Annotated in this window: 21 protein-coding genes, 3 pseudogenes and 1 riboswitch; of the genes and pseudogenes, 10 read left to right on the forward strand and 14 right to left on the reverse strand. The window is 39.2% G+C overall.

What is annotated here, in order from left to right; translation table 11 throughout:
• The first annotated feature begins 148 nt into the window (after positions 1-148).
• Positions 149-436: a hypothetical protein gene (locus BFI01S_RS15715; protein WP_061793452.1), complete on the forward strand. Its 288-nt coding sequence runs from the start codon at positions 149-151 to the stop codon at positions 434-436.
• A gap of 93 nt (positions 437-529) precedes the next feature.
• Entirely contained in the window at positions 530-1255 is a 726-nt protein-coding gene (locus BFI01S_RS15720; protein ID WP_061793453.1) for a hypothetical protein, read from the forward strand.
• Positions 1256-1354: 99 nt separating this feature from the next.
• Here BFI01S_RS15720 and BFI01S_RS15725 read toward each other — a convergent pair whose 3' ends face one another.
• From BFI01S_RS15725 to BFI01S_RS15735, 3 genes are all read right to left on the reverse strand, one after another.
• Complete coding sequence (locus BFI01S_RS15725) at positions 1355-1981, reverse strand: tyrosine-type recombinase/integrase (protein ID WP_061793454.1); 627 nt, start codon at positions 1979-1981, stop codon at positions 1355-1357.
• A gap of 323 nt (positions 1982-2304) precedes the next feature.
• Positions 2305-2982, reverse strand: a complete 678-nt coding sequence (locus BFI01S_RS15730) for a hypothetical protein (RefSeq protein WP_061793455.1) — start codon at positions 2980-2982, stop codon at positions 2305-2307.
• A gap of 211 nt (positions 2983-3193) precedes the next feature.
• Positions 3194-3649, reverse strand: a complete 456-nt coding sequence (locus tag BFI01S_RS15735; protein WP_061793456.1) for a DUF4304 domain-containing protein — start codon at positions 3647-3649, stop codon at positions 3194-3196.
• A gap of 340 nt (positions 3650-3989) precedes the next feature.
• Between BFI01S_RS15735 and BFI01S_RS15740 the strand changes: the two genes are divergently transcribed.
• Genes BFI01S_RS15740 through BFI01S_RS15755 form a run of 4 tightly spaced genes read left to right on the forward strand, consistent with a single transcriptional unit; the run spans position 3990 to position 10940 of the window.
• Positions 3990-4547, forward strand: a complete 558-nt coding sequence (locus BFI01S_RS15740; protein WP_061793457.1) for a recombinase family protein — start codon at positions 3990-3992, stop codon at positions 4545-4547.
• The gene (locus tag BFI01S_RS15745; protein ID WP_061793458.1) at positions 4544-7528 is read left to right on the forward strand and encodes a Tn3 family transposase; all 2985 of its coding nucleotides are present in this window, start codon (positions 4544-4546) and stop codon (positions 7526-7528) included. Before BFI01S_RS15740 ends, BFI01S_RS15745 begins: the two co-directional genes overlap by 4 nt.
• An 11-nt stretch (positions 7529-7539) precedes the next feature.
• Positions 7540-7833, forward strand: coding sequence for a helix-turn-helix domain-containing protein (locus BFI01S_RS15750; protein ID WP_323805929.1), 294 nt, complete (start codon positions 7540-7542; stop codon positions 7831-7833).
• A gap of 41 nt (positions 7834-7874) precedes the next feature.
• Positions 7875-10940, forward strand: a complete 3066-nt coding sequence (locus BFI01S_RS15755) for a Tn3 family transposase (protein WP_061793468.1) — start codon at positions 7875-7877, stop codon at positions 10938-10940.
• Between the two features lie 71 nt (positions 10941-11011).
• Here BFI01S_RS15755 and BFI01S_RS15760 read toward each other — a convergent pair.
• The 4 genes and pseudogenes from BFI01S_RS15760 to BFI01S_RS15775 form a co-directional block, all read right to left on the reverse strand.
• Positions 11012-11488, reverse strand: a pseudogene (locus tag BFI01S_RS15760) (PTS sugar transporter subunit IIA); the annotation flags it as partial.
• Position 11489: 1 nt separating this feature from the next.
• On the reverse strand, positions 11490-12419 hold the full coding sequence (gene pfkB / locus BFI01S_RS15765; RefSeq protein ID WP_061793460.1) for a 1-phosphofructokinase: 930 nt from the start codon (positions 12417-12419) through the stop codon (positions 11490-11492).
• On the reverse strand, positions 12416-13168 hold the full coding sequence (locus BFI01S_RS15770; protein WP_061793461.1) for a DeoR/GlpR family DNA-binding transcription regulator: 753 nt from the start codon (positions 13166-13168) through the stop codon (positions 12416-12418). Before BFI01S_RS15770 ends, pfkB begins: the two co-directional genes overlap by 4 nt.
• Before the next feature lie 334 nt (positions 13169-13502).
• Positions 13503-13778, reverse strand: a complete 276-nt coding sequence (locus BFI01S_RS15775) for a DUF2188 domain-containing protein (protein WP_061793462.1) — start codon at positions 13776-13778, stop codon at positions 13503-13505.
• Positions 13779-13962: 184 nt separating this feature from the next.
• Here BFI01S_RS15775 and BFI01S_RS15780 point away from each other — a divergent pair.
• Together BFI01S_RS15780 and bioB are read left to right on the forward strand one after the other, a co-directional pair.
• Positions 13963-14175: pseudogene (locus BFI01S_RS15780) on the forward strand (biotin transporter BioY); the annotation flags it as partial.
• A gap of 93 nt (positions 14176-14268) precedes the next feature.
• Positions 14269-15261 carry a biotin synthase BioB gene (bioB, locus tag BFI01S_RS15785; RefSeq protein WP_061793463.1) on the forward strand — a complete coding sequence of 331 codons (993 nt, stop codon included), beginning with the start codon at positions 14269-14271 and terminating at the stop codon, positions 15259-15261.
• Positions 15262-15312: 51 nt separating this feature from the next.
• Here bioB and BFI01S_RS15790 read toward each other — a convergent pair whose 3' ends face one another.
• The 6 genes from BFI01S_RS15790 to BFI01S_RS15810 form a co-directional block, all read right to left on the reverse strand.
• A complete protein-coding gene (locus BFI01S_RS15790) occupies positions 15313-16350 on the reverse strand; it encodes a ribonucleotide-diphosphate reductase subunit beta (RefSeq protein ID WP_061793464.1) in 1038 nt (345 codons plus the stop codon).
• An 11-nt stretch (positions 16351-16361) separates the two neighbouring features.
• Complete coding sequence (locus BFI01S_RS15795; protein ID WP_061793465.1) at positions 16362-18584, reverse strand: ribonucleoside-diphosphate reductase subunit alpha; 2223 nt, start codon at positions 18582-18584, stop codon at positions 16362-16364.
• A gap of 134 nt (positions 18585-18718) precedes the next feature.
• Positions 18719-18912, reverse strand: a riboswitch (cobalamin riboswitch).
• Positions 18913-19033: 121 nt separating this feature from the next.
• Positions 19034-19162 (reverse strand): hypothetical protein, encoded by a 129-nt coding sequence (locus BFI01S_RS24400; RefSeq protein WP_268875340.1) that lies wholly within the window; start codon positions 19160-19162, stop codon positions 19034-19036.
• Positions 19163-19168: 6 nt separating this feature from the next.
• Positions 19169-21616 carry a heavy metal translocating P-type ATPase gene (locus BFI01S_RS15800; protein ID WP_061793466.1) on the reverse strand — a complete coding sequence of 816 codons (2448 nt, stop codon included), beginning with the start codon at positions 21614-21616 and terminating at the stop codon, positions 19169-19171.
• 148 nt (positions 21617-21764) lie between these two features.
• Complete coding sequence (gene copZ / locus BFI01S_RS15805; RefSeq protein WP_035329639.1) at positions 21765-21971, reverse strand: copper chaperone CopZ; 207 nt, start codon at positions 21969-21971, stop codon at positions 21765-21767.
• Positions 21972-21988: 17 nt separating this feature from the next.
• A complete protein-coding gene (locus BFI01S_RS15810; RefSeq protein ID WP_061793467.1) occupies positions 21989-22330 on the reverse strand; it encodes a metal-sensitive transcriptional regulator in 342 nt (113 codons plus the stop codon).
• A 165-nt stretch (positions 22331-22495) separates the two neighbouring features.
• Here BFI01S_RS15810 and BFI01S_RS23480 point away from each other — a divergent pair, with 165 nt between their 5' ends.
• The gene (locus BFI01S_RS23480; protein WP_169799777.1) at positions 22496-22645 is read left to right on the forward strand and encodes a hypothetical protein; all 150 of its coding nucleotides are present in this window, start codon (positions 22496-22498) and stop codon (positions 22643-22645) included.
• Positions 22646-22681: 36 nt separating this feature from the next.
• Here BFI01S_RS23480 and BFI01S_RS15815 read toward each other — a convergent pair whose 3' ends face one another.
• Positions 22682-22861: an H-type small acid-soluble spore protein gene (locus tag BFI01S_RS15815; RefSeq protein ID WP_009336786.1), complete on the reverse strand. Its 180-nt coding sequence runs from the start codon at positions 22859-22861 to the stop codon at positions 22682-22684.
• A gap of 206 nt (positions 22862-23067) precedes the next feature.
• Between BFI01S_RS15815 and BFI01S_RS15820 the strand changes: the two are divergent.
• A pseudogene (locus BFI01S_RS15820) lies at positions 23068-23689 on the forward strand (LysE family transporter).
• Positions 23690-23832 lie beyond the last annotated feature (143 nt).

The raw sequence follows: 23832 nt of genomic DNA on the forward strand, positions 1-23832 counted from the left end.
ATTTATCCTAAAGGTACATTAGCTGCCTTTAAGGCAGCCAAAAACTATTTATAAGTTAGGAATACTTATGATTTCCTCAAAAGTGCCTATATTCTACATGGAACATTTTATGATAAAATCCATTTATATACAAGGAGTGTGATATTATATGATGAAAAATGAAAATGCTCAGTTACCTAATAATTTCTTTGTTAAATTTATTAATTTACTAGCTTATGGTTTTACGATTATGTTTATTTTGATAGCACTTATTTATCAATTTGATCTTATTGAATCTTTTTCTTTTAATTTTTTTAGAATATTTTTAATTCTGTCTTTGATTTTTGTAAGTATTGTAAATTTCTTTAAGAAAAATAAATTATCATTAATTTTATTAGGAACTGTTCTTATTCTATATATTATTTTAGACTTTGTTATTCATATATTTCCAAAATAACTGGAAAAAATGTTAAATTTTGATAGATTCCCCCTCTTGTTAATTGTTATAATATTACATGTATTAAAAAAAATGATAAAAGGGGAGAAATCTATGAAAAAAGCTTTAAGTTTAGGTTTAGCAGCAACATTATTTATGAGTTCTGGATCAGCATACGCTGCGGGTAGTTCAAAAAGCGAGACCATTAAGAGTATTGTAGAAATCAACAATGATACTACTGAAGTTAGTATTCAAGATGAAACAGCTGTTATAAAAGATAATAGTGTGTTCTTTAATATCGATGGTGTTGAAGTGGAATTTGTTGGTGGTGCCGAAGAATATAATGATAACCCGGAATATTTAGAAGAAAGTGTTATACAAGCAAAAGATTTAGTAGAATCAAAGTTAGATAGTCAAAATGAAAATATAATTACTCCTTTTGTTGTACCTGACCAAGGTTCAGGTGGACGTTGGGGTGGTATATACAAAAATTATTTTGAAATCAATGCGTATGATTCAATTAAGTATTCAATTTCTGCCGCAGTTGCAGCAACAGTTACTACAGCAGGTGTTATTTTAAGTAAAGACGCTACAACATCAGGTATTGTGGGTGCTTTCGCAGGCGCAGCAGCAACTGCTGTGGCTGATACATCAAAACCAGATTGGACATCAACTTATTATGTTTCTGATTATAGCGCCTATTATAAAAGAACAATCTATAAACAAGTTACTAATATTTATAGAAACTCTGGAAGAACAGATTTGGCTTCTATTAAAGTCAGCCAACCTTTAGACAAAGTATCAGTTAATGGGAAACAAACTTTTAGAGCAGCAAGATGATTATAGACTAAAGGAAAAAGGAGGATTGCTTTTTGGCCGTCCTCCTTTTCCTTTGCTAATGATAGGCTGTTTATTTGAAATTTGCTTTCACTTTATCCCTTATTCATCTCCTAGATACAAGTTATCAAGTTTCGCCCCGACTTCCTGCAGGTTCGGTGTGGTGTAGATCATCGTCGTCTTCGGATCATCATGGCCGGCCAGCTGGGTGAGTGTCGTGAGCGGCACTTTCTTCGCCGTTTGATAGAGAAACGAATGACGGAGGACGTGGGGATGGACCGTTCCTTTTTTAAATCCGCAGCGATCATTCAACCGGCTCAGGATGTCCTGGACGTTCCGGACACTGATGCGCTGTCCCCGGTTCGAGACAAACAGGGCGGGATTATCATCCGTCCGTTCGCTCAGGTATTCCATCAATTTTCGTCTCAGTTCTTTCGGGGCCGGAACCGTACGTTCTTTATTTCCTTTTCCCCGGACCTGGATGGTTCCTGTCCTCTCCCGCACATCCAGATCGTCCCGGTTCAGATTCACGAGCTCCGAAACACGCAGCCCGCTATAGATCAACGAGTAAATGACAGCGACTCGCATTTTCCCGCCTTTTTTCCAATCTCCGTTCAATTTCCGGTTCATCTTCTCGATTTCCCGTTTGATTTTGGCGATGTCGATGTTGTCGATCGATTTCCGCTCCATGCTGACGACTTTTTCCTCCGGGTACTCAATTCCATTCATTCGGTCCTGCCATCCATGATAGTTGAGAAAACTCAAAATAATCGAATACTCTTTTTGACGGGTCGGGGTAGTACCAGCGAAGCTGTCACCACCCGCAATAAGGAAATGTCAAGGTTATAATAAGTTGTTTAAGTTAAATACTTTCAACACACATACCCCCGTCTTGTTTTGGATGGGGGTAAAATAAAGTTGTTAAATAAGGATACTTTAGCAATAAAGTCTTTATAAATCTAAGTGTTCTTCAACAATCGCGCCCGATTGTTGAAGAACAGAAGGGCTTCTATTAGCTGGTTTAGTTCAAAAGGGTATAGAACGGGAGAACATTACTCCCACTCATAATCATCAGTCACTAGCTCGACCTTTTCAGGTATTATTTTTTGAAGAGAGTCTATTGTTGAAAAGTGTTCATCATTTGAGAACGCAGTAATATAATCGCCATCATACCCTACCCAAAACATCGTCGAACTTTCAGTTAAAGTTGCTATCGGCGTATTGGCTATCCACTTTAATTTAACGAGACTGGTTCGGTTTTTTTTAGTCTTTTTTACATGATAAGGCGATTCATATTCCCTTTCCTCTAGTCTGAATACATCCTGTTTTAAGGACCACAATGATAAGTTCAACATGCTTCCATTCCCGTACAAATAAGGATAATATTCTTTAAATTGTTGCGGGCTTCGTATAATTGTTTTTACAAAGAACGTGTCTTTACGACTCCCCTTCATATAATTAAACTCTATATTTTGCAGCTTAAACAGTTCTTCGTACTCTGCTTGTTGAAAATCATAGATTTCCGCAAGGGAATAAATAGGGTAATAATCTTGGTTCTCCATCCAATTGCAAAAGAATTCTTCATGGGCATCTGTATAATTACCATCAATATAACAAGAAAACTCTACGATATATTGGAACTCACCGTTAATCCCAAAAGGATAGGTGGCTTCTGGCCCCGATACAGTTATTATTTTTTCGGGAGGGAAGTAGCTTATTTCTACCTTCATTTTAATCGCCTCTCTTAAAAGGTTCGAATAATTATATTTTTATTATATTACTACGTGTATCATTGTTTTCGCTGGCTTATTAGTATTATCAGCTTATTGATCTAACCTCCGTTTGTTCAATAAGAAAAGCATCCCTTGTTGAAGGAGTGCGCCCGATTGCTACCTTAGCTTGTTAAACTAACGCTCCCGTTACACAATAAGGGAAATATCTTTAATCAAAATTGATTTCACCTTGTTTTTTTGCTTTTTTCTTAATAATCCGCGCTATTTTATCTGAATTCCACCACTCCTCGGCTTTAGGTAAAAGAGAAACAACCTCATATGCTAATTTTTCGTAAATGTCGGGTGGAATAGGTTCCTCGTCATATCTAAATGAGTCGTGTTCCTCCGTTGGTTCAAGTCGAATACATGGAACATGGTGAGTTGTGTTTACCTTATCTGGAGGAAAGTGAGTTCCACCCTTGATTGTAAAACCATTGGTTGGTGAAGCACCTATTTCAACAATGAACCCACCACCATACTTGTCAAAGAAAAAAGAGATAAGGTCAATTCGGGTTTCTAATCTACGTCGAAAATGCGGAAAAGAACCTTTAAATCCCTTTTCCCTTAATAATGGAATAAGAATTGATTTCAGTGCTTTAATCATTTCATCACGTCCAGAAGCCATTATACCCTACTCCTTTTAATTTATTAAATCCTATTTTATCCGAGTGCTCCTTACGTTAACCTGCACCGTTAGTTCAATTAACCTTGCTCCAGAATCTGGCCCGATTGCGGAATAGAGTAACTGAAGCTTTTAACTTTAACTTTACTACTTTTTTATAAAGTAGTATTTGTTATGTAATCGCTGTAACAAAAACGACCATTTCTGTTACATGGTGTGAAAAATATATTTTGTCTGCCAATCTAGCATAAACAACGCAACAAAAATATGTAACAAAATAATTTGTAACAATATTAATTATTTCATAGTTTTGGTACAATTATGCTGAAAGGTGAGGATATGAATGAAATTTGGTTACATGCGTGTTTCGACTATTGATCAAAATTTGGATCGTCAAAAAAGACAGCTTGAAAAATTTGGATGTGAACGCATCTTTTTTGAGAAAGTAACGGGAACGAAACGGGAACGTCCGGAACTAAACCGTATGCTGGAGTTTCTTCGTCCAGAAGACACCGTTGTTGTATCGGATTTAACTCGCTTATCCCGTTCCACGAAAGATCTGATTGAGATTACGGAACTCATCGCCCAAAAAGGAGCGCATTTAAAAAGTTTAAAGGAGTCTTGGCTGGATACAACAACGGCACATGGGAAAATGTTGTTTACTATTTTTGCAGGCATTGCCCAATTTGAGCGAGATCTCACTTCTGAACGGACAAAGGAAGGCATTTTAGCTGCAAAAAAACGGGGAAAATATCCTGGAAGACCAAAAGCTGATGAAGAAAAGATCAACTATGCCCTATATCTTATAGACCAAGGGATGAGCCGGACAGATGCTGCCGAAAAGGCCGGTATTTCCCGTATGACCCTATATCGTAAGCTACAAAGGGGTGAAAAACATTGAAAAGGAATTGGGAATTAGATGAGCTAATTGATCACTTTATCCTTATGCCTGATGAACAAGAGCAGATTCAACTAAAAAGGGGAAATACGAAACTTGGGTTTGCTGTCATGTTTAAGTTTTTTCAATACGAAGCTAGGTTCCCTCATACCAAGAGTGAGATACCAAAGACAGTTATAGAGTACATCGCTAAGCAGCTAGAGATGAATCCCGATGTTTTTTCTGAATATGATTGGACCGGACGTACCATTACTTATCATCGTTCGGAAATCCGTACCTATTTTGGATTTCGCGAAACTACTCTGCAGGATGTAGACTTATTGACAGACTGGTTATGTAAGCACGTGTTATTTCATAGCCATGAATTTAACTATGTTGAGGATAAGTTATACCAACAATACAGAGAATTAAAAATTGTGCCTCCCACCCCAGATCGTGTAGAGCGTCTTATTCGCTCTGCTACCTACTCCTATGTAGATCAATTTTTCGCCTCTATTTATCAAAGACTTTCTAGCCAGACATGTGAAGGGTTGGATAAATTAATTAATCTTTTAGAAAAATTTGAAGACGCCTCAGAAGCAAAAGAATTATTAACATTTCATGAATTAAAGTCCGATCCTGGACGCATTGGATTAGAAACAATCTTCAAAGAACTTCAGAAACTTCAAACCATAAAAGAGCTGCAATTACCCTATGATTTGTTTAACGATATTTCACCAAAAATTTTAAAGAAATACAGAAAGCGTACAGCAACAGAGGATATCCGTGAATTGCGCCGGCATCCACCCCAGATTCGCTACACACTTTTATCTTCCTTCTTTTGGCTTCGAAGAGCAGAAATTACAGACGGTCTGATTGAACTGCTTATACAAATTATTCATCGTATTAATGTTAGGGCCGAACGTAAAGTGGATAAAGAATTAATACATAATTTAAGGAAGGTAAATGGGAAAAACAATCTATTGTTCCAAATGGCTGAACAAGCGTTAGATAATCCAGATGGAATTATTCGGGATGTCCTTTATCCTGTTATCAGCGAGGAAACACTTAAAGATTTAGTAAAGGAATTTAAACATACAGGGCCTGCCTACAAACAGAAGGTATATACGATTATTCGTTCATCGTACAGTTCCCATTACCGCAGGATGGTTCCCCGTATTTTGGATATGTTAGAGTTTTGTTCAAATAATGAGGCTCATCATCCAGTAATCGAAGCGTTAGAACTTATAAAAAAATATATAAATTCAAATGCTCACTTTTTCCCAGAGTCTGACCAGGTTCCATTAGATGGTGTGATCCGTCCCAGCTGGAGATACCTAGTCGTGGAACAGGAGACTTCAGGCGAAGAGAGAATCAATCGTATTAATTATGAGATTAGCACCTTGCAAGTCTTACGTGATAAGCTGCGATGCAAAGAAATATGGGTACCTGGTTCGGAACGATATCGTAATCCAGATGAAGATCTGCCACAGGACTTTGAACTGCACCGTGAAGAGAACTATAAAGCATTGAAAAAACCTATTAATCCCGATGATTTTATCACAAATTTAAAGGAAGAAATGACAAAGGCGTTAAATAAATTAGATCAAGGAATCCCTAAAAATAATAAGGTTCGCATTTTAGCAAAAGGAAAGGGAAATGGCCGAATATCTATTTCTCCTTTTGATCCGGTGCCGGAGCCAGTTAACCTATCACGCCTAAAAGCTGAAATTATGAAACGATGGCCAATGACGAGTTTACTAGATATCCTCAAGGAAGCTGATTTGCGTGTAAACTTTACGGACCTTTTTAAAACATCTGCATCAAGAGAGGTCATTAGTAAAGATTTGCTACAGAAGAGGCTTATCTTATGTTTATACGGTTTGGGGACAAATGCAGGGCTAAAGCGAGTTTCAAATGGGGAACATGGCGAAAAGTATAAAGATTTATTATATATACGGCGAAAATACATTGATAAAGACAATCTACGTATCGCTATTGCTGAGATTGTTAATGCCATTTTGCGAAATAAAATGACCGATATATGGGGAGAAGGAACAACTTCCTGTGCTTCCGATTCCAAGAAATTTGGTGCGTGGGACCAAAATCTAATGACTGAATGGCATATTCGGTATAGGGGCAGAGGTGTAATGATTTACTGGCATGTGGCTAAACATTCAACCTGTATCTATTCTCAATTAAAATCATGCTCTTCTTCTGAGGTAGCGTCTATGATTGAGGGAGTTTTAAAGCATTGTACAAGCATGGAGGTTGAAAAAAATTATGTAGACAGTCACGGTCAAAGCGAAGTAGCTTTTGCCTTTTGCCATCTCTTGGGTTTTCAGCTTATGCCAAGATTAAAAGCTATCAATTCACAAAAACTTTATAGGCCAGATAGTGGCATGAGTGATGCTTTCCCTAATTTACAACCGATTCTTACAAGACCTATCAACTGGGAATTGATTCGTCAGCAATATGATCAAATGATTAAATATGCTACAGCCCTGCGTCTTGGAACAGCCGAAACAGAGGCTATCTTAAAACGATTTACAAGAAGTAACTTAAAACACCCGACTTATCAAGCCCTGTCTGAGCTGGGAAAAGTTATTAAAACCATTTTCTTGTGTGATTATTTGGATTCTGAAGATATTCGGAGAGAAATTAATGAAGGCCTTAATGTTGTAGAGAATTGGAATTCCGCCAATGGCTTTATTTTTTATGGAAAAGGTGGAGAAATTTCTACAAATAGATTGGAAGACCAAGAGGTTGCCGTTCTTTCTCTGCATTTATTACAAAATTGCCTCGTGTATATTAATACACTCATGATTCAATCTGTATTATCGGAAAAGCAGTGGCAGGATATGATGACACCTGAAGACTTGAGAGCGTTAAGTCCACTTATCTATAGCCATGTAAATCCTTATGGTACCTTTAAATTGGATATGATGGAGAGAATTCCAATCAAAGAAAGGCAATCAGAAATAGAAAATACTTTGCATATTTAACTTTATTCCTTATTGCGGGTAGTGACAGCTTCGCTGGTACTACCCCACATGGAAAAATGTTGTTTACTATTTTTGCTGGAATTGCACAATTTGAGCGAGATCTCACTTCTGAAAGAACAAGGGAAGGCATTTTAGCTGCAAAAAAACGGGGAAAGTTTCCGGGAAGGCCAAAAGCTGATGAAGAAAAGATCAATTATGCCCTATATCTTATGGATCAAGGGATGAGCCGGACAGACGCTGCTGAAAAGGCTGGTATTTCCCGTATGACTTTGTATAGAAAGCTGAAAAGGGAGGAAAAAGGTTAATCAAAATTAGGAAGTGAATGAGCTATTCGGAAAGGACAAATATGGATATTGAAAAGAACAAAAGTAACCAAAATCGTTTAAGGATTCTTAGTGAGGAAGAAATAAAGACTATTTATGAAAAACCAAATTTCACATATGAAGATCGTTGTTCTTACTTTTCTCTCTCACAGCCTGAGAAAGATTTGCTACATACATTGCGTTCCATCAAATCTAAAGCTTATTTCGTTCTACAACTGGGTTATTTCAAAGCCAAACAGCTATTTTTTACATTTGACTTCCATGAGGTAGGAGAGGATCTACAGTATGTTTTAAAGGAATACTTCAACAATAGTGAACTTGATGATTGGAGTCCGATTGATAAATCTACTCGTTTAAAACAACAACAATTGATTCTTAAATTATTTAGCTACCGTAGTTGTGGCATCGCAGAACGGCATACCATGGAGGAAAAGGCCCGTAAGGCTGCAACATTTTTCGGTAGACCCATTTATATCTTTCGCGAAATCATGAATTATTTGTCTGAGCATCGTATTGTCGTTCCCGTTTATAGTTTTATGCAAGATATCATAGGTCAAGTAATAACCAATGAACAAAATCGATTGATTACACTAATTCAAGACCATCTTAAAGAAATGGATATCAAAGCCTTAGATCAGTTACTGGAAGACTCGTCTGGATTGTATGAGATTACGTTACTGAAGCATGAGCCGAAAGATTTCAGTGCTACTGAGATAAAGCGAGAGATGGAACGAGGTAAACAAATACAACAGTTGTATCATTTGGCCCAAGAATTGTTACCAAAGCTAAATATTTCGAACGAAAGCATCAAGTATTACGCTTCTTTAATAAGCTATTACTCTGTCTTTAGACTGAAACGTCTGAATGAATGGATTGTTTATATTTACTTATTATGTTTCGTATTTCATCGTTATCAACGGATGAACGACAATCTGATTAACACCTTCATATATAGCGTGAGGGGTTATATCGATGATGCAAAATCAACAGCAAAAGAACGTGTTTACCAGTGCTATACAGAGAGCAATCAAGACATAAAAAAAGCAGGGGAACTACTCAAAATATTTACTGATGATCATATTCCTGCCGATACTCCCTTTAAAGATATTCAAAGTCGTGCATTTACGATTCTGGAACGTCAGAAACTGGAATCCGTAGCGAAACAGATCACTGCAAATATAAAATATGATGAAACTGCCTTCCAATGGGAACAGATTGATCAGCAGGCACGGCGATTTAAGCGTTATTTAAGACCCATATTTTTGAAGGTTGATTTCGTTGCTCCTTCAACTAATGATCCATTAATTAAAGCAATCGATTTTATGAAGACTGCTTTTAATAAGAATAAAGCGTTAGGACAATATCACTCAGATGATTTGCCAAATGGTTTCATATCCGATGGTGTGAAGCGTTATATCTCCGAACAAAAAACAATTTTAGCAGATCGCTATGAATTTTTGGTCTATCGCCTCCTACGCAACCGTTTGGAGGCAGGGGATATTTTTTGCTGTGACAGTATCCGATTTCGTAGTTTTGAGGATGACCTGATCAATGATCATCAATGGAAACAGAAAGAAACGTTGATCGCTGATACTGGTCTGACGATTTTCAATCAACCTATTCATAGTCATTTAGTTGAGCTTGAGAAGCGATTAGAAGACCGAATAACCGAGGTTAACCGAAGCATTTCATCCGGGGAAAATGAACATCTCCAAATCAAAAAACGAGGTTCACATACCCGATGGACATTACCATACACTCGGGATACAGAATCTCTTAATCACTCATTCTATGATACATTACAGCAAATAGATATTAGAAGTGTCTTGCACTTTGTTCAGCAAAACTGTCAATTCCTTAACTCTTTTGAGCACATTCTAGGACGTTACGCTAAACAGAATAAAGACAATCGAATTCTTGTCGCCTGTCTGATCGCATGGGGAACCAACATGGGGTTAGGTAGGATGGGGGAAATTTCTGATATTAGCTATCCGGTACTGGCTGCCACATCTGATAACTTTATTCGTCTGGAGACTTTAAAAGAAGCGAATGATTGTATCAGTAATGCAATAGCTAAACTCCCAATCTTTAAACAATATGACATTGGGGAGACGATCCATTCAAGTAGTGACGGGCAGAAAGTTGAGACTCGAATCAATACCATTAATTCTCGCCATTCACCTAAATACTTTGGTCTTGGTAAAGGGATTGTTTCCTATACAATGGTAGCCAACCATATCCCTGTCAACGCTCGAATTATTGGGGCCAATGAGCATGAAAGCCATTATGTGTTTGATATTCTTTACCATAACTCGACGGATATTCAGCCCGATATGCATTCCACGGATACTCATGGAACCAATGAAGTGAATTTTGCAATTCTTCAACTTTTTGGTTATCAGTTTGCGCCTCGCTATAAGGATATTCACAATAAAGTTAGCAAATCTCTTTATGGATTCAAACATCCAAGTCAATATGGCGATAAATTAATCAAGCCAGTCCGAAAGATTAATACGAATCTCATTATAGAAGAATGGGAAAATATTCAGCGAATTATGCTATCCCTTGCAGTTAAAACAACCACACAGAGCATTATAATTGGTAAGCTGAGTGCTTATGCACGGAAGAATAAAACCAAACGTGCTTTATGGGAGTACGATAACATTATAAGGAGTCTATATTTTTTGGATTATATTGATTCTCCACCTTTACGACGGAATGTGCAAAAGGCATTAAATCGAGGGGAAAGTTATCATAAATTACGTAAAGCAGTATCCTTTGCTAATTTTGGAAAATTGCGTTTTAAAAATGAAAATGATCAACATATATGGGGCGAATGCAGTCGCTTACTCTCCAATTGCATTATTTTTTACAATGCCAGTATTTTATCTAATATGTTGGCTTACCAAGAAACAAAGGGACTGGATTCAGACGTTATGAAACAAATATCTCCAGTCGCATGGCAACATATTAATTTCTATGGAAGATACGAGTTTAATATACAACAAGAGTCTGTTGACATGGATGCAATCATTCAAGAATTGGCCCATTCAAAATTTATATCTGAAATAGGGATAAACAATATATAAGGAGTACCTTGTTAGAAATTTTGGGGAAGCGCTCCTTATTCCCCTTTTTCGGGGGATGTGCAAAAACACCCATTTTGGACTTCCTCTTCTTCTGTCCCGTCATAGCTGTCAATAATTTCAATAACTTCGTCCGCAGAAGCTGCAGTCTGAAGTTTTTTGCGTGCTTCCTCGTTCATTAATATCGATGAAAGTCTGGATAGAGCTTCCAGATGTGTATTATTTGCTCCTTCCGGGGCTGCAATCATAAAGAATAAGTGTGCCGGCTGACCGTCAAGCGATTCATAATTTACGCCTTCTTCTGATTTGCCGAACGCAATAGCAGGTTCTTTGACCGCACCCGTTTTAGCGTGAGGAATGGCAATTCCATCACCTATGCCTGTTGTGCTTTGTTCTTCTCTTTTTAAAATTGCAGTCTTGAAGGCAGCCCGGTCATGAAGCTTACCAGCTGTATCAAGCTTGTCTACCAACCCATTTATGGCATCCATTTTGCCTGTTCCGCTCAATGAAAGCAGAATCGTATCTCTTGTCAGTAATTCTGTTATTCTCATCCTAAATCTCCCCTTTTAGGCTGACCTTTTCAATCGAAACCTGAGAAAGCAATTCCTCCGCTTTTTCCTTGGTGCAAAGACCTAGCGAAAAAGCTGTAGCACTTCCGGAAGCAACACTGTATTGAAAAGCCTTTTCTATATTTTTGTATTTTTCATAAGCTGCAAGAAAACCGGCTACCATGGAATCTCCCGCACCAACTGAACTTTTTACTTTTCCTTTTGGAACGCTTGAAATATATGCAGCATCAGCAGATATCAAGACTGCTCCCTTGCCTGCTAATGAAACAATTACATTTTGGGCGCCCATTTCAACAAGTTTCTGTCCAAAAGGAATGACTTCTTCAGCGGAAGTGAATTCTCTGCCGAATATTTCACCCAATTCATGGTGATTGGGCTTTATTAAAAACGGTTTGTAAGGAAGGACCTTTTTCAATAATTCTCCCTCTGCGTCCACCACAAAAGCCGCTCCATTTTCTGAACAGATCTTTACCAGCTCTTCATAAGTTGTTTCCGGCAAGGTTGATGGAATACTGCCTGCGAGGACAAGCAAATCTTCTTCTGATAGGCTGCGGATCTTATTTTTAAGATCCTCGAAATTCCTTCCTGAAATGCCCGGCCCCTTTGCATTAACTTCTGTTTCCGTCTCTGTCTTGATCTTTACATTGATTCTTGTGTCACCAGCAACTTCCACAAAGTCAGTTTGAATATTCTCCTTGTTCAAGGAATCAACAATATAATCGCCTGTAAAACCGCCTGCAAAGCCAAGGGCTTTGCTTTCAACATCCATTCTTTTCAGCACTCTCGAAACATTGATCCCTTTTCCTCCAGGGAACTTTGTATCATGCTTCATGCGGTTAAGACCGCCGACTATCATTTCATCCAATTCTACGATGTAGTCCACTGACGGATTTAGCGTCAATGTGTGTATCATGCTGTCACGACCTTTATAGTAGTTTTGCTGCTATAAGACTCCTTCTGATCCTCATTCAGCTCATTTGTAATAATTGCTGCTGTGTGCAGCTCAGCAATCTTCGCAAACGCTATTTCTGAAAACTTCGTATCATCGGCAAGCACGAATGCCTCCCTTGAAAGCGAAATGGCCATTTGCTTAATCATAGCCTCATCCTGATCCGGTGTGGTATAGCCGAATTGAGGATGGATGCCGTTAACCCCCATAAAGCATTTATCAAATCGATATTTTTCCAGGCTGGCCAATGCCCCCCTGCCGATGATCGCTTTTGTCTGTTCCTTGGCAAATCCGCCGATTAAAAATGTTTTTATGTTACGTTCCAGCAATGCTTGAATATGCATTAATCCATTCGTCACAACCACAATTTCTTTTGCAGGCAAAAAGGGAATCATTTCAGTTACTGTCGAGCCTGCATCCAAATAGATGGAATCCCCCTCTTCAACAAGGTTTGCTGCGTATTGGGCAATTTGGCGCTTTTGCTGAAGGTTTTTGGATGACTTCTCAGACATGCTGGGTTCCTGCAGCTTTCCCTGAAGCCTGGCAGCCCCTCCATGTACTCTTTTTAAGTACTTCCCTTCCTCAAGCTGGGTCAAGTCCCTTCTGATTGTTGATTCCGATGTTTCTGTCATGTCAACGAGATCCTGAATTTTTACTACACCTTTCTCTTTTATAAGCTGCAGTATCAATTTGTGGCGCTCTGGTGTTAACAAAACATCACCTCCTTGGGTGTGTTGTTCTTCTTGACTACATCATACTGAAACCGATTGCAAAAATCAATCATTTTCGTTCAAAGTAAACCAAAACCAATCATATATTGATCGTTTTTGATTGTTTATAGAATATATCTAAAATAACAATATATAGTTTCTTCTGACAACTAACGCTACTATATATTGTTTTAATTTAAGAATTCACTTGGTCCAAGGTCTCTTTTTTGAACCGCTTTCTTATGGGAAGCGGAATTTTTTTGTTTTAGGAAAAAAATCACATTTGCTCCATAACAAAAAAAGAGCACTACCCTATGGTAATGCCCTTCCTCTAGGATTATTTATCTTCATAATTTAACAGATCTTCAATTTTTCCATCCTCATTATGCAGAATGGCCATTGTGCCTGCTTCTTCAGCCATGCGCTTTGCTTTCTCAACTGCATCTGACTGTGAATCTGCAGTGTACTCAGGCTCGTCTTGACCTTCCTTTTTGACTGCCCACCCTTCATCATCGTGCGGTACTACATGGAATCTCGCTTCAACTGTGCCTGCCCGGTCCTTAAAATATTGTTTTTGTTCGTCACTTTGAATGTTGTTTTTGTTATTTGCCATGTTTATACCTCCTTAAATTGTGTGGACATCATCTATTTGATGAGCAGTATCACTTTACACTTAATCCCCGGATAGAAACTTTATTCAATACAACTTATGTAAACCATTTTTATATTTAGTTGACATAAGGCATCTTCTGCTATTATTCTAAATTGTATAAATATAAATCTAGCAGGAGGCTTTTATGAAGACAGGTTTGAGGACAATTGATTTAACATTGGCTGGTATGTTTGTTGCCCTGATGGCGGTTGGGGCAAACATCACTTCATTTGTGCCATTTTTGGTTATCGGAGGAGTGCCCATTACTTTACAGACCTTTTTTGCCATTTTGGCAGGGGCTATTTTAGGGAGCCGATTGGGGGCTATTACAATGGCTGTCTATGTTTTTGCCGGGTTAATGGCATATCGGCTGGAGCATAGAGTATTTGCCCGCAGTCAATTCAGAAAAATAAACCGGGCAGCATAATCCATTTTACTAAGGAGGATACTTATGAATTTTCAAAAGCTGGCTTTTGACGTACTGGAAGGACATGAATTGACAGACTCGGAGGCAATGTCCATATTAAATTGCCCGGATGATGAGCTTCTGGATTTATTGCACAGCGCCTATAAAATCCGCCATCATCATTACGGGAATAAAGTTAAATTAAACATGATCATAAATACAAAATCCGGATTATGTCCTGAGAACTGCGGCTATTGTTCACAATCCAGCATCTCAACTGCACCTATTGAAAAATACCGTATGATGGATAAGGACTCTATCATACAGGGAGCTAAACAGGCGCATCAGCTAAATGTCGGAACCTATTGCATCGTTGCAAGCGGAAGAGGCCCGAGCAATAGGGAGCTAAATCAAGTAGTTTCAGCGGTTAAAGAAATAAAGGATAACTATAATATGAAGGTCTGTGCCTGTCTCGGGCTCCTAAAACCTGAACAGGCTGAGCAGCTCAAGGAAGCTGGAGTGGATCGCTATAATCACAATATTAACACCTCAGAAAATCATCATGAGAGCATTACTACCTCCCATACATACCGGGACAGAGTCAATACGGTCCAATTAATAAAGGAGGCAGGAATCTCACCATGCTCCGGTGTTATCATCGGCATGAAGGAAACCAAAGAAGATGTCATAGCGATGGCCCGAAGCTTAAAAGCGCTTGATGCCGACTCAATTCCAGTTAATTTTCTTCATGCCATTGATGGGACGCCATTAGAAGGAACGGATGAGCTTAATCCGCGCTATTGCCTGAAAGTGCTTTGTCTCATGCGTTTTATTAATCCATCAAAGGAAATCAGAATATCCGGGGGCAGAGAAGTGAATCTCAGGAGCCTGCAGCCGCTTGGATTATATCCGGCCAATTCTATTTTCGTAGGAGATTACTTAACTACCGCCGGTCAGGAAAGCACAGCAGATCATAAAATGCTGAAGGATTTGGGTTTTGAAATTGATTTTGCAGCCGGGGAGCCAGTATTATCCTGATAAAAAAAAGATTCTGCGCCACAGCAGAATCTTTTTTAATAAATATCTTTTCTATAATTCGTCAAACCCATTATCTATTTGAACTTTTGTATATTGCCGCGATTTTTGTTCAAAGAAATCGGACTTCCCATGGTCAACCTGCTCATAAGCTACTATCCAGCGGAGAGGATTGGTCCTATAGCCTTCAAATGGCCGTTCATATCCCAGCTGATTGCAGCGGACGTTGGCATAAAATTTGATATAGGCTTCAACATCAGACAGCAGGATGCCTTCTGATTTGCTGCCGATCACATCGCGGGCCCATTCAATCTCCAGTTCAGCTGCTCTTTTAAAAGTCTCCTGGACAAATTTACTTAATTCATTAGTATTAAGTTCCGGATTTTCCTGCAGAATTTCTTTAAAAATTTTAACAAACAAATCTACATGGATTTGTTCATCCCGGTTGATGTAATTAATCATCGTTGAGGTGGCTACCATTTTCTGATTTCTGGCCAGGTGATAAAAGAATGCAAAGCCTGAATAAAAGAAAAGCCCCTCCAGAACGACATCAAATACAATTGATTTCAGCAGGTTCTCTGCACTTGGATTCTCAGCAAAATCTTTATATCCGTTCACAACAAATTCATTTCTTTCAGCTAATATAGGTTCTGTACGCCAGAATTCAAAAACCTCATCCTGTTTTTGTTTGGGAACAAGGCTTGATAGAACATAGGAATAGGAGTGATTATGAATCACCTCCTGCTGTGCAAGTATGATCATGAGTGCCGATATGCTTGAGTCGGTAATATAATCAGCAACTTTTCCGGCATAATCCGTCTGGATACTGTCGAGCAATGCAAGCAGGCCAATAATTTTCAAAAATGCATCTTGTTCACTTTTTGTTAAATCCGGAAATTGCTTAATGTCCTGTGACATGTTTATTTCAAAAGGCGTCCAAAAGTTAGCGAGCATTTTTTTATACTTCGGATAGGCCCAGGAGAAGCGGACATCATCCCAATTAAGAATATTGGAGCATTCCCCATTGATGATTGATGTTGATTTGTTAGGCGCCGATTGATTAATAATTGGCCGTTTTTCTAGAGTATTCATAACGTCCTCCTTTAGCTTGAGCAAGATTCACAGTCTTCAATCTCAGATGAAGTTGATCGGATATAATACGTTGTTTTTAATTTTTTCTTCCATGCTGAAAGATGCAGATTTAAAAGATCGATTGCTTTAATATAGTTCGGTATATAGAAATTAAATGAAATAGCTTGATCTATATGTTTTTGTCTGTTTGCATTCTGCCTGATGCTCCACTCCTGGTTAATATGATAGGCAGATTTGTAATACCAAATGGTCTCACTGTTAATATCGGGAGCTGTCACAGGGATCCGATAATCCTTTTTCTCTTCGGAGTACTGCTTGTTGAATATAGGATCAATACTTGGAGTGCTTCCTGCAATTAAAGCAGTTGATGCATTAGGTGCAACCGCCAGCAAATAGGCATTTCGAACACCGTTTTCACTTACCTCTTTGCTCAATGCAGCCCAGTCCATGTCTGACTCTGCCTCCAGATATCCCCGCTTTTCAAAGTAAGCACCCGTTTCCCAATCAGAACCTCTAAAGGCTGAATAGCTTCCTTTTTCTTTTGCCAGATTCATAGAACTTTTTATCGCTAAGAATGCAATTTGTTCGTATAGAATGTCAGCGAATTCTTCTGCTTCTTCGCTTTCCCATGTGATTTTTTTCAATGCAAGAAGGTGGTGCCAGCCAAAAGTCCCCAGTCCAATCGCACGGTACTTTTGATTTGTGATTTGCCCCTGAGGAACTGGAATACGATTAATATCAATAACATTATCAAGCATCCTCACATGAATGGGCACAAGCCTTTCAAGGACTCCTTCATTTATGGCCCTTGCAAGATTGATGGAAGAAAGATTGCAGACAACGAAGTCTCCAGGCTGTTTCTCGATAATAATTCTCCCGTCCCTTGTATATTCTTCGACCCTCTTTGTAACACTTTGGTTTTGCACAATCTCAGTGCACAGGTTGGTGCAATAAATCATCCCGCAATGTGAATTGGCATTTTTCCGATTCACCTCATCCCGATAGAACATGAATGGTGTCCCGGTTTCAAGCTGACTTCTCATGATGGATTTCATAATTTCAATAGCAGGAACTTTTTCCCTTGATAAAATTGGGTTATCTATGCACTCTTTATATTTTTGGCGGAATGAACCTTCGCCTTCCCCTTCGTCATAAAAATCTTCCAGTGAGAAGCCCATTACCGTCCGGACTTCATGGGGATCAAATAAATACCAATACCCGCGGCTTTCCACTTTTTCCATAAACAAATCCGGAAGGCAGACACCTGTGAATAAATCATGTGTTCTCTGCCTTTCATCTCCATTATTTAGCTTTGCATCAAGAAATGAGAAGATATCTTTATGCCAGACATCCAGATACACGCTTATGGCACCCTGCCTTTGGCCAAGCTGATCGACACTGACAGCTGTGTTATTCAGCTGCTTCATCCAGGGAATCACACCGGAAGATGCCCCCTTAAACCCTTTAATATCGCTGCCTCTGCTGCGGATTTTTCCCAAATATACTCCGATTCCGCCGCCATTTTTAGACAGTGATGCGATATCGGTATTACTGTCATAAATGGAATCAAGACTGTCGTCTACGGTCTCGATGAAACAGCTTGAAAGCTGTCCCCAGTTTTTCCCTGCATTAGCGAGCGTTGGAGTGGCAACCGTCATATACAAACCGCTCATTGCCCAGTAAGCTTCTTTCACAAGCTCAAGCCGCTTGCTTTTCGGCTCCTTTTTCATCAGCACCATGCTGATGATCATGAACCGCTCCTGTGGCAGCTCATATAAATTTTTTTGTTTGTCCCTGGCAAGATATCGGTCAGCCAGCATTTTAAGCCCCAAATATGTAAATAAACGGTCATTTTCTTTTTTTATATAATGGGACAGCTCATTTATCTCATTTTTTGAGTAAATATTTAATAAATCGTGATCATAAATACCCAAAGCGGTCAGACGTTCAATTAGCGCATAAAAATGTGTGTAGCAATCATCCGGCTCGCATGCTCTGTTTTTGCCGGACTCGATATAGAGCTTTTTAAGAAGCAGACGTGAAGCGGCAAACGTCCAATCAGGCTCTTCAATGCTTATAAATGATAAGCAATCAAGTATAAGCTGGTCATAAATGGCCTCTGCTCTCTGCTGACTCATTTCTTCATACCTTTTTAACAGTTGTTCAAAGCCGAGCTGCGGAAATTCAGTCTTAAGTTCTTCTAAAATTTCTATCGGCTGTATGGTTTGGACCATTTTACTTCCTCCTAAAGACAAAATAAAAATCCGCCCGGAAAATGAGCGGATCAAACGATAGAATAATAGCAGAAAGCAGATGAACAAACGGCCATTACGCGATCGTTTCATCATCTCAATCCCCGAAGATAAGAAACATTCGATCGCCCTGGCAGGTCTCCTGGCTTGTGCTTCACTCTACTAAAAGCCCTTCCCATACTAGCGCTATGAAGCGTTTTGTACAGTGGCATGCTTTTTTCGTCTGCACTTACAGTTGCGGGGACAGCTTCGGTTTTTCACCGAATTCCCTATTAAGTCCATATAGGACACCAATCACGATCTATATGTAGTTTTTATTTTTGAAAATGCATACTATATATTGTAGTCGATTCTATCATATCGAAAAATAAATTACAATTATTAATCTGCGAAAAATGGGCAGAGGGGGATTCCCTCTGACCGGTCATTTGCTATTCATGATTTTCGATTTCAATATCATGAGGGATCGGCTCTGGCTTAGCCCAGAAAGAATCATATGCCGCATAACAAGCCATTACAAGCACCAGGTAAGCAATCGCTGCACCTGCCCATTTCTTCATTTATATTTACCCCTTCCAATTAAACGTTTTTTCACTTACTTTTACTCTTTGTAATCTAAGTGCGTTTAAAACGACAGATACGGAGCTGAAAGCCATGGCTGCACCGGCAAGCCAGGGAGCAAGGAACCCTATTGCAGCTACTGGGATGCCAAGTGTATTGTATGCAAATGCCCAGAAAAGATTTTGTTTGATATTCCTTATGGTTTTTTTACTCATTAGGATGGCGTCTGCGATACTATTTAGATCCCCTCTCATTAGAGTAATATCTGCTGCTTCCATCGCAACGTCTGTACCGGTTCCAATCGCCATTCCTATATCAGCAACAGCAAGTGCAGGGGCATCATTTATGCCATCGCCGACCATGGCGACTTTTTTTCCCTGGTTTTGAAGTTTTTTTACTTCTTCTGCCTTGCCTTCAGGCAGAACCTCTGCAATTGCAAAGTCTATCCCCACTTCCTCAGCTATTGCCTGTGCTGTACGTTTGTTATCACCGGTTATCATAATGACTTCAATCCCCAGTTGTTTTAAGCGATTGATTGCATTTCTGGAAGTTTCCTTTATTGTATCCGCAACTGCAACGATACCTGCATATTTGCCATCGACCGCAACAAGCATTGCCGTTTTTCCATTTTCCTCAAGTGTCTCCATTTCCAGTTTGGCTGATTTGACATTGATATCGTATTTATCCATTAATCTTCTTGAACCGATTAGAAGGTTCTTGCCTTCCACTTTTGCTTTAATCCCATAACCGGGAATAGCCTCAAATTCCTGCGGATTAAATAGAGTGATTCCTTTATCTTTTATTCCCTTTACAATCGCTTCGGCCAATGGATGCTCAGACTGTTTCTCAGCAGACCCTACAAGCTGGAGAAATGCCCTTTCTTCAACGCGGGCTTCCGTAAGCACATCCGTTAAAACCGGTTTGCCATGTGTTACGGTTCCGGTTTTATCAAGAACGACTGTAGTGATTTCATGTGTAAACTCCAGGTGCTCCCCGCCTTTAAAAAGAACCCCATACTCCGCTGCCCGGCCAGAACCTGCCATAATAGAAGTTGGCGTAGCCAGGCCCAGGGCACATGGACATGCAATCACCAGGACGGCAATCAATTTTTCTAGTGCTTCTGCAAAATTACCGGGACTTACCCATATATACCATACAAGGAATGTAACCACTGCTATACTCACGACAATCGGAACGAATATCCCGGAGATTTTGTCTGCCATTCGCTGTATGGGCGCCTTGGAACCTTGCGCTTCTTCAACTACTTTAATAATCTGTGACAGTGCTGTATCTTTGCCAACTTTAGTGGCTTTAATTTTCAGGAAGCCATTTTTATTAAGGGTGGAGCCGATAACTGTGTCGCCTGCTGTTTTATCAACAGGTACGCTTTCCCCCGTCAGCATGGATTCATCCAATGCTGACTGTCCCTCGATAATCTCACCATCGACCGGAATTTTTTCACCCGGTTTCACATATATGATATCTCCAGCAATTACTTCTTCAAGAGGAATTTCAATTTCTTCCCCTTCCCTCAAGACAGTTGCTGTTTTTGCCTGAAGACCCATAAGCTTTTTGATTGCTTCAGAAGAACGCCCCTTAGCCCTCGCTTCAAACAGCTTGCCTAAAATGATTAATGTTATAAGGATGGCACTTGTTTCATAATAGAGCTCCACCATATGTCCATTGCTGCCAATTGATAAAAATGATTGGTATAAGCTATAGAAAAAAGCTGCAGAAGTACCCAATGCAACCAGCACATCCATATTGGCACTTTTATTTTTTAATGCCTTATACGCCCCGACATAAAATTGTTTTCCTATGAAAAATTGCACGGGAGCTGCAAGCGCCAGCTGCACCCACGGATTCATAAACATATCGGGAACATAAATAAATGATGTAAACTCGAAATGTCCCACCATGGACCAGAACAAAGGGATGGAAAGAATTAATGAGAAGATAAATTTGCCTTTTTGCTTCTCGATTTCCTTTTCCCTATAACCTTCGATTTCTTGGTCTTTATGAGTTTTTACTTTTGCCTGATACCCTAAATGTTCTACTTTCTTTATCATATCCTGGACTGAGACTTGCTCAGGATTATATTCAACAGTGCCAGTTTCAAGAGCCAAATTGACCACAGCCTGTTTTACCCCAGGAAGTTTATTAAGTCCCTTTTCAATCCTTCCGGAGCAGGCTGCGCATGTCATCCCCAGCAATTCGAACTCTGCTTTTTCCGATACTACTGCATAACCGAGATCCTCTATTTTTTTCTCAAAAGCTTCAACAGAAGTTACTCCTGGATTATATTTTATCGCTGCTTTTTCCAATGCAAGATTGACACTTGCTTCATGCACACCATCCAGCTTATTAAGCCCCTTCTCAATTCGAGACGAACAGGCTGCACATGTCATTCCCGATATCGGAAGGTGAACCTCCTTCAGGGCTGCATCACCCATAACTCCCACTCCTTTATTAAACGAAGTATCTTACACTTATATACTATACCCCGCTACCCTATATGTCAATCAAATATAATTAAACAAATTTCTTAATTTGTAAAAAAAGAGAACGTGCATTTTATTCACACGTTCCTTCCCAATTAGCTTACTCTACATCATAGCCTTGATCGTCAATTGTTTCTTTGATTTGTTCAAGTGAAACTGCAGATGAGTCAAATTGAACCTGCACCTGGCCATTATCAAGGTCCACTGCTACTTTATCCACACCATTTAATTTGCCGACACTGCCCTCAACTGCTTTTACACAATGACCGCATGACATTCCGCTTACTTTCAGAGTTACGTTTTCCATAATAAAGTAACCTCCCATTATTTTTTCATTAACTTTTGGATTGTGACTAAAAATTCATCAAGCACTTCTTCATCGCCTTCGTGGATTCTTTCAACCACACAGCTTTTCAAATGGCCTTCAAGCAATAGTTTTGCTACGCTATTCAAAGCGGACTGAGTTGCAGAAATTTGTGTTATTATATCGTCACAATACACGTCTCTGTCAATAAGTCCTTTTATCCCGCGTATTTGCCCTTCAATTCGATTTAACCGGGTCGTCAAATTCTTCTTAACTTTTTCTGAATGATGACTTTTTCGCTCCGATTCAATCGAACAGCAGCTGTCAGGAGATAAATCCTCGTTTTCCAAATCAAATGCCATTTGATCAGCCTCCTTTGAATCAATTATATTATACCCCGGTACCCTATGTAAAGTTCTGAAATCAAAATGGTATAAATTCCGGCTTTTTAAGTATAAATTCCCTTTCATGTTATTGAAAATTTCTGTTTATACTAACAGAAACAATTTAAAAAGGAGGCCTCTGATGTGGAAAGAAGGCATGAAAATTTAGAAGACACGGGGAAAGATCTGTATGGAATTGAAAAAGAGATTAGCCTGCAGTCAGTAAACTTTGCTTCTGCCGAGAATAAGTATTTAAATGAACGGACAGAAACTGAATCCAATCAGGATATATAGACGAAAAGCCGCCAGTGTTGGCGGCTTAAGGTCATATTACAATTCAGTCAGTTCGCCAATTTCCACCTCGGACCTTTCTTCAAGCGGGCCCCGCAAATGTACCGTAGCTGTTCTTCCATCCTCATTCAGCTTGTCGATCCACACGGATGCACCATTGTATTTTACTTCGATATCTGCTGATGATGAAAGAATTTGCTTCACTCGTTTTGCATCCATAAGAAACACTCTCCTCTGCTTTTCAGTTTATTTTTTGCATGATTGAGAAATTTATGCTTGCTTTGTCAGTAAAGTTGTTTAATTGGGCCAATACATTCTGATTGCAAAAACTGCTGCTTGCTCAGGATAAAATAGTTGTCCTATCCTTCCAATACTCTGAATACACTTTGTACAAACAGGTTTTGGCAGTTAGTGGTTGTACACTTATGAGCATATTTTTAGGCTATGTTTTCTTGGGTCTATCGCTTGCAGCGCCAATTGGTCCAATAAATGCTGCGCAATTGGATAAAGGGATAAAAAATGGTTTTTTCCACCTGGCTTGTGGGGCTGGGTGCTATAACAGCAGATGCAATTTATATGGCAGCCGTATATTTGGGTGTAGTACATTTTCTTGAGATTCCATTTATAAAAGCTTTTTTATGGTGCTTTGGATTTTTTGTCCTGGTATATACAGGTTTGGAAACCATATTAAGCTCCGGCAAAGTAATATCAAGCGTCAGAACCAAAAATGAATCTAAAGTAAAATCCTTTATGTCAGGCTTCCTCATGTCATTGTCAAATCCTTTAACCATACTGTTTTGGCTCGGCATCTATGGTTCCATCCTGGCAAAAACTGCAGCTGAGTATGACAAGGCCCATGTTATTTTATACAGTGGAGCGATTTTTACATGCCTTCTTCTATGGGATGTAACTATGGCAGCCGTCGCCAGCAGCTTTAGAAGATTTTTAACCGGAAAGATTCTCGCTATTATTTCCGTTTTATCTGGAATATCCTTGATTGGCTTTGGTATATATTTTGGATTGCAGTCTTATAAACTTTTGTTTTAAAGGCATATTCCATCCATTCGGACAAGGTGAAGAAAATTCACTGCTGCAAGACTGTATAAAATAGAAATCTTTGAACTGTGTTGCAGTAAAATTGGTAATACTGGCAAGTTCGGAGTTAGTCTAGCTTTACACATAAAAAAGAA

The sequence above is a fragment of the Cytobacillus firmus NBRC 15306 genome, from assembly GCF_001591465.1.
GTDB classification, from domain to species: domain Bacteria; phylum Bacillota; class Bacilli; order Bacillales; family Cytobacillaceae; genus Cytobacillus; species Cytobacillus firmus.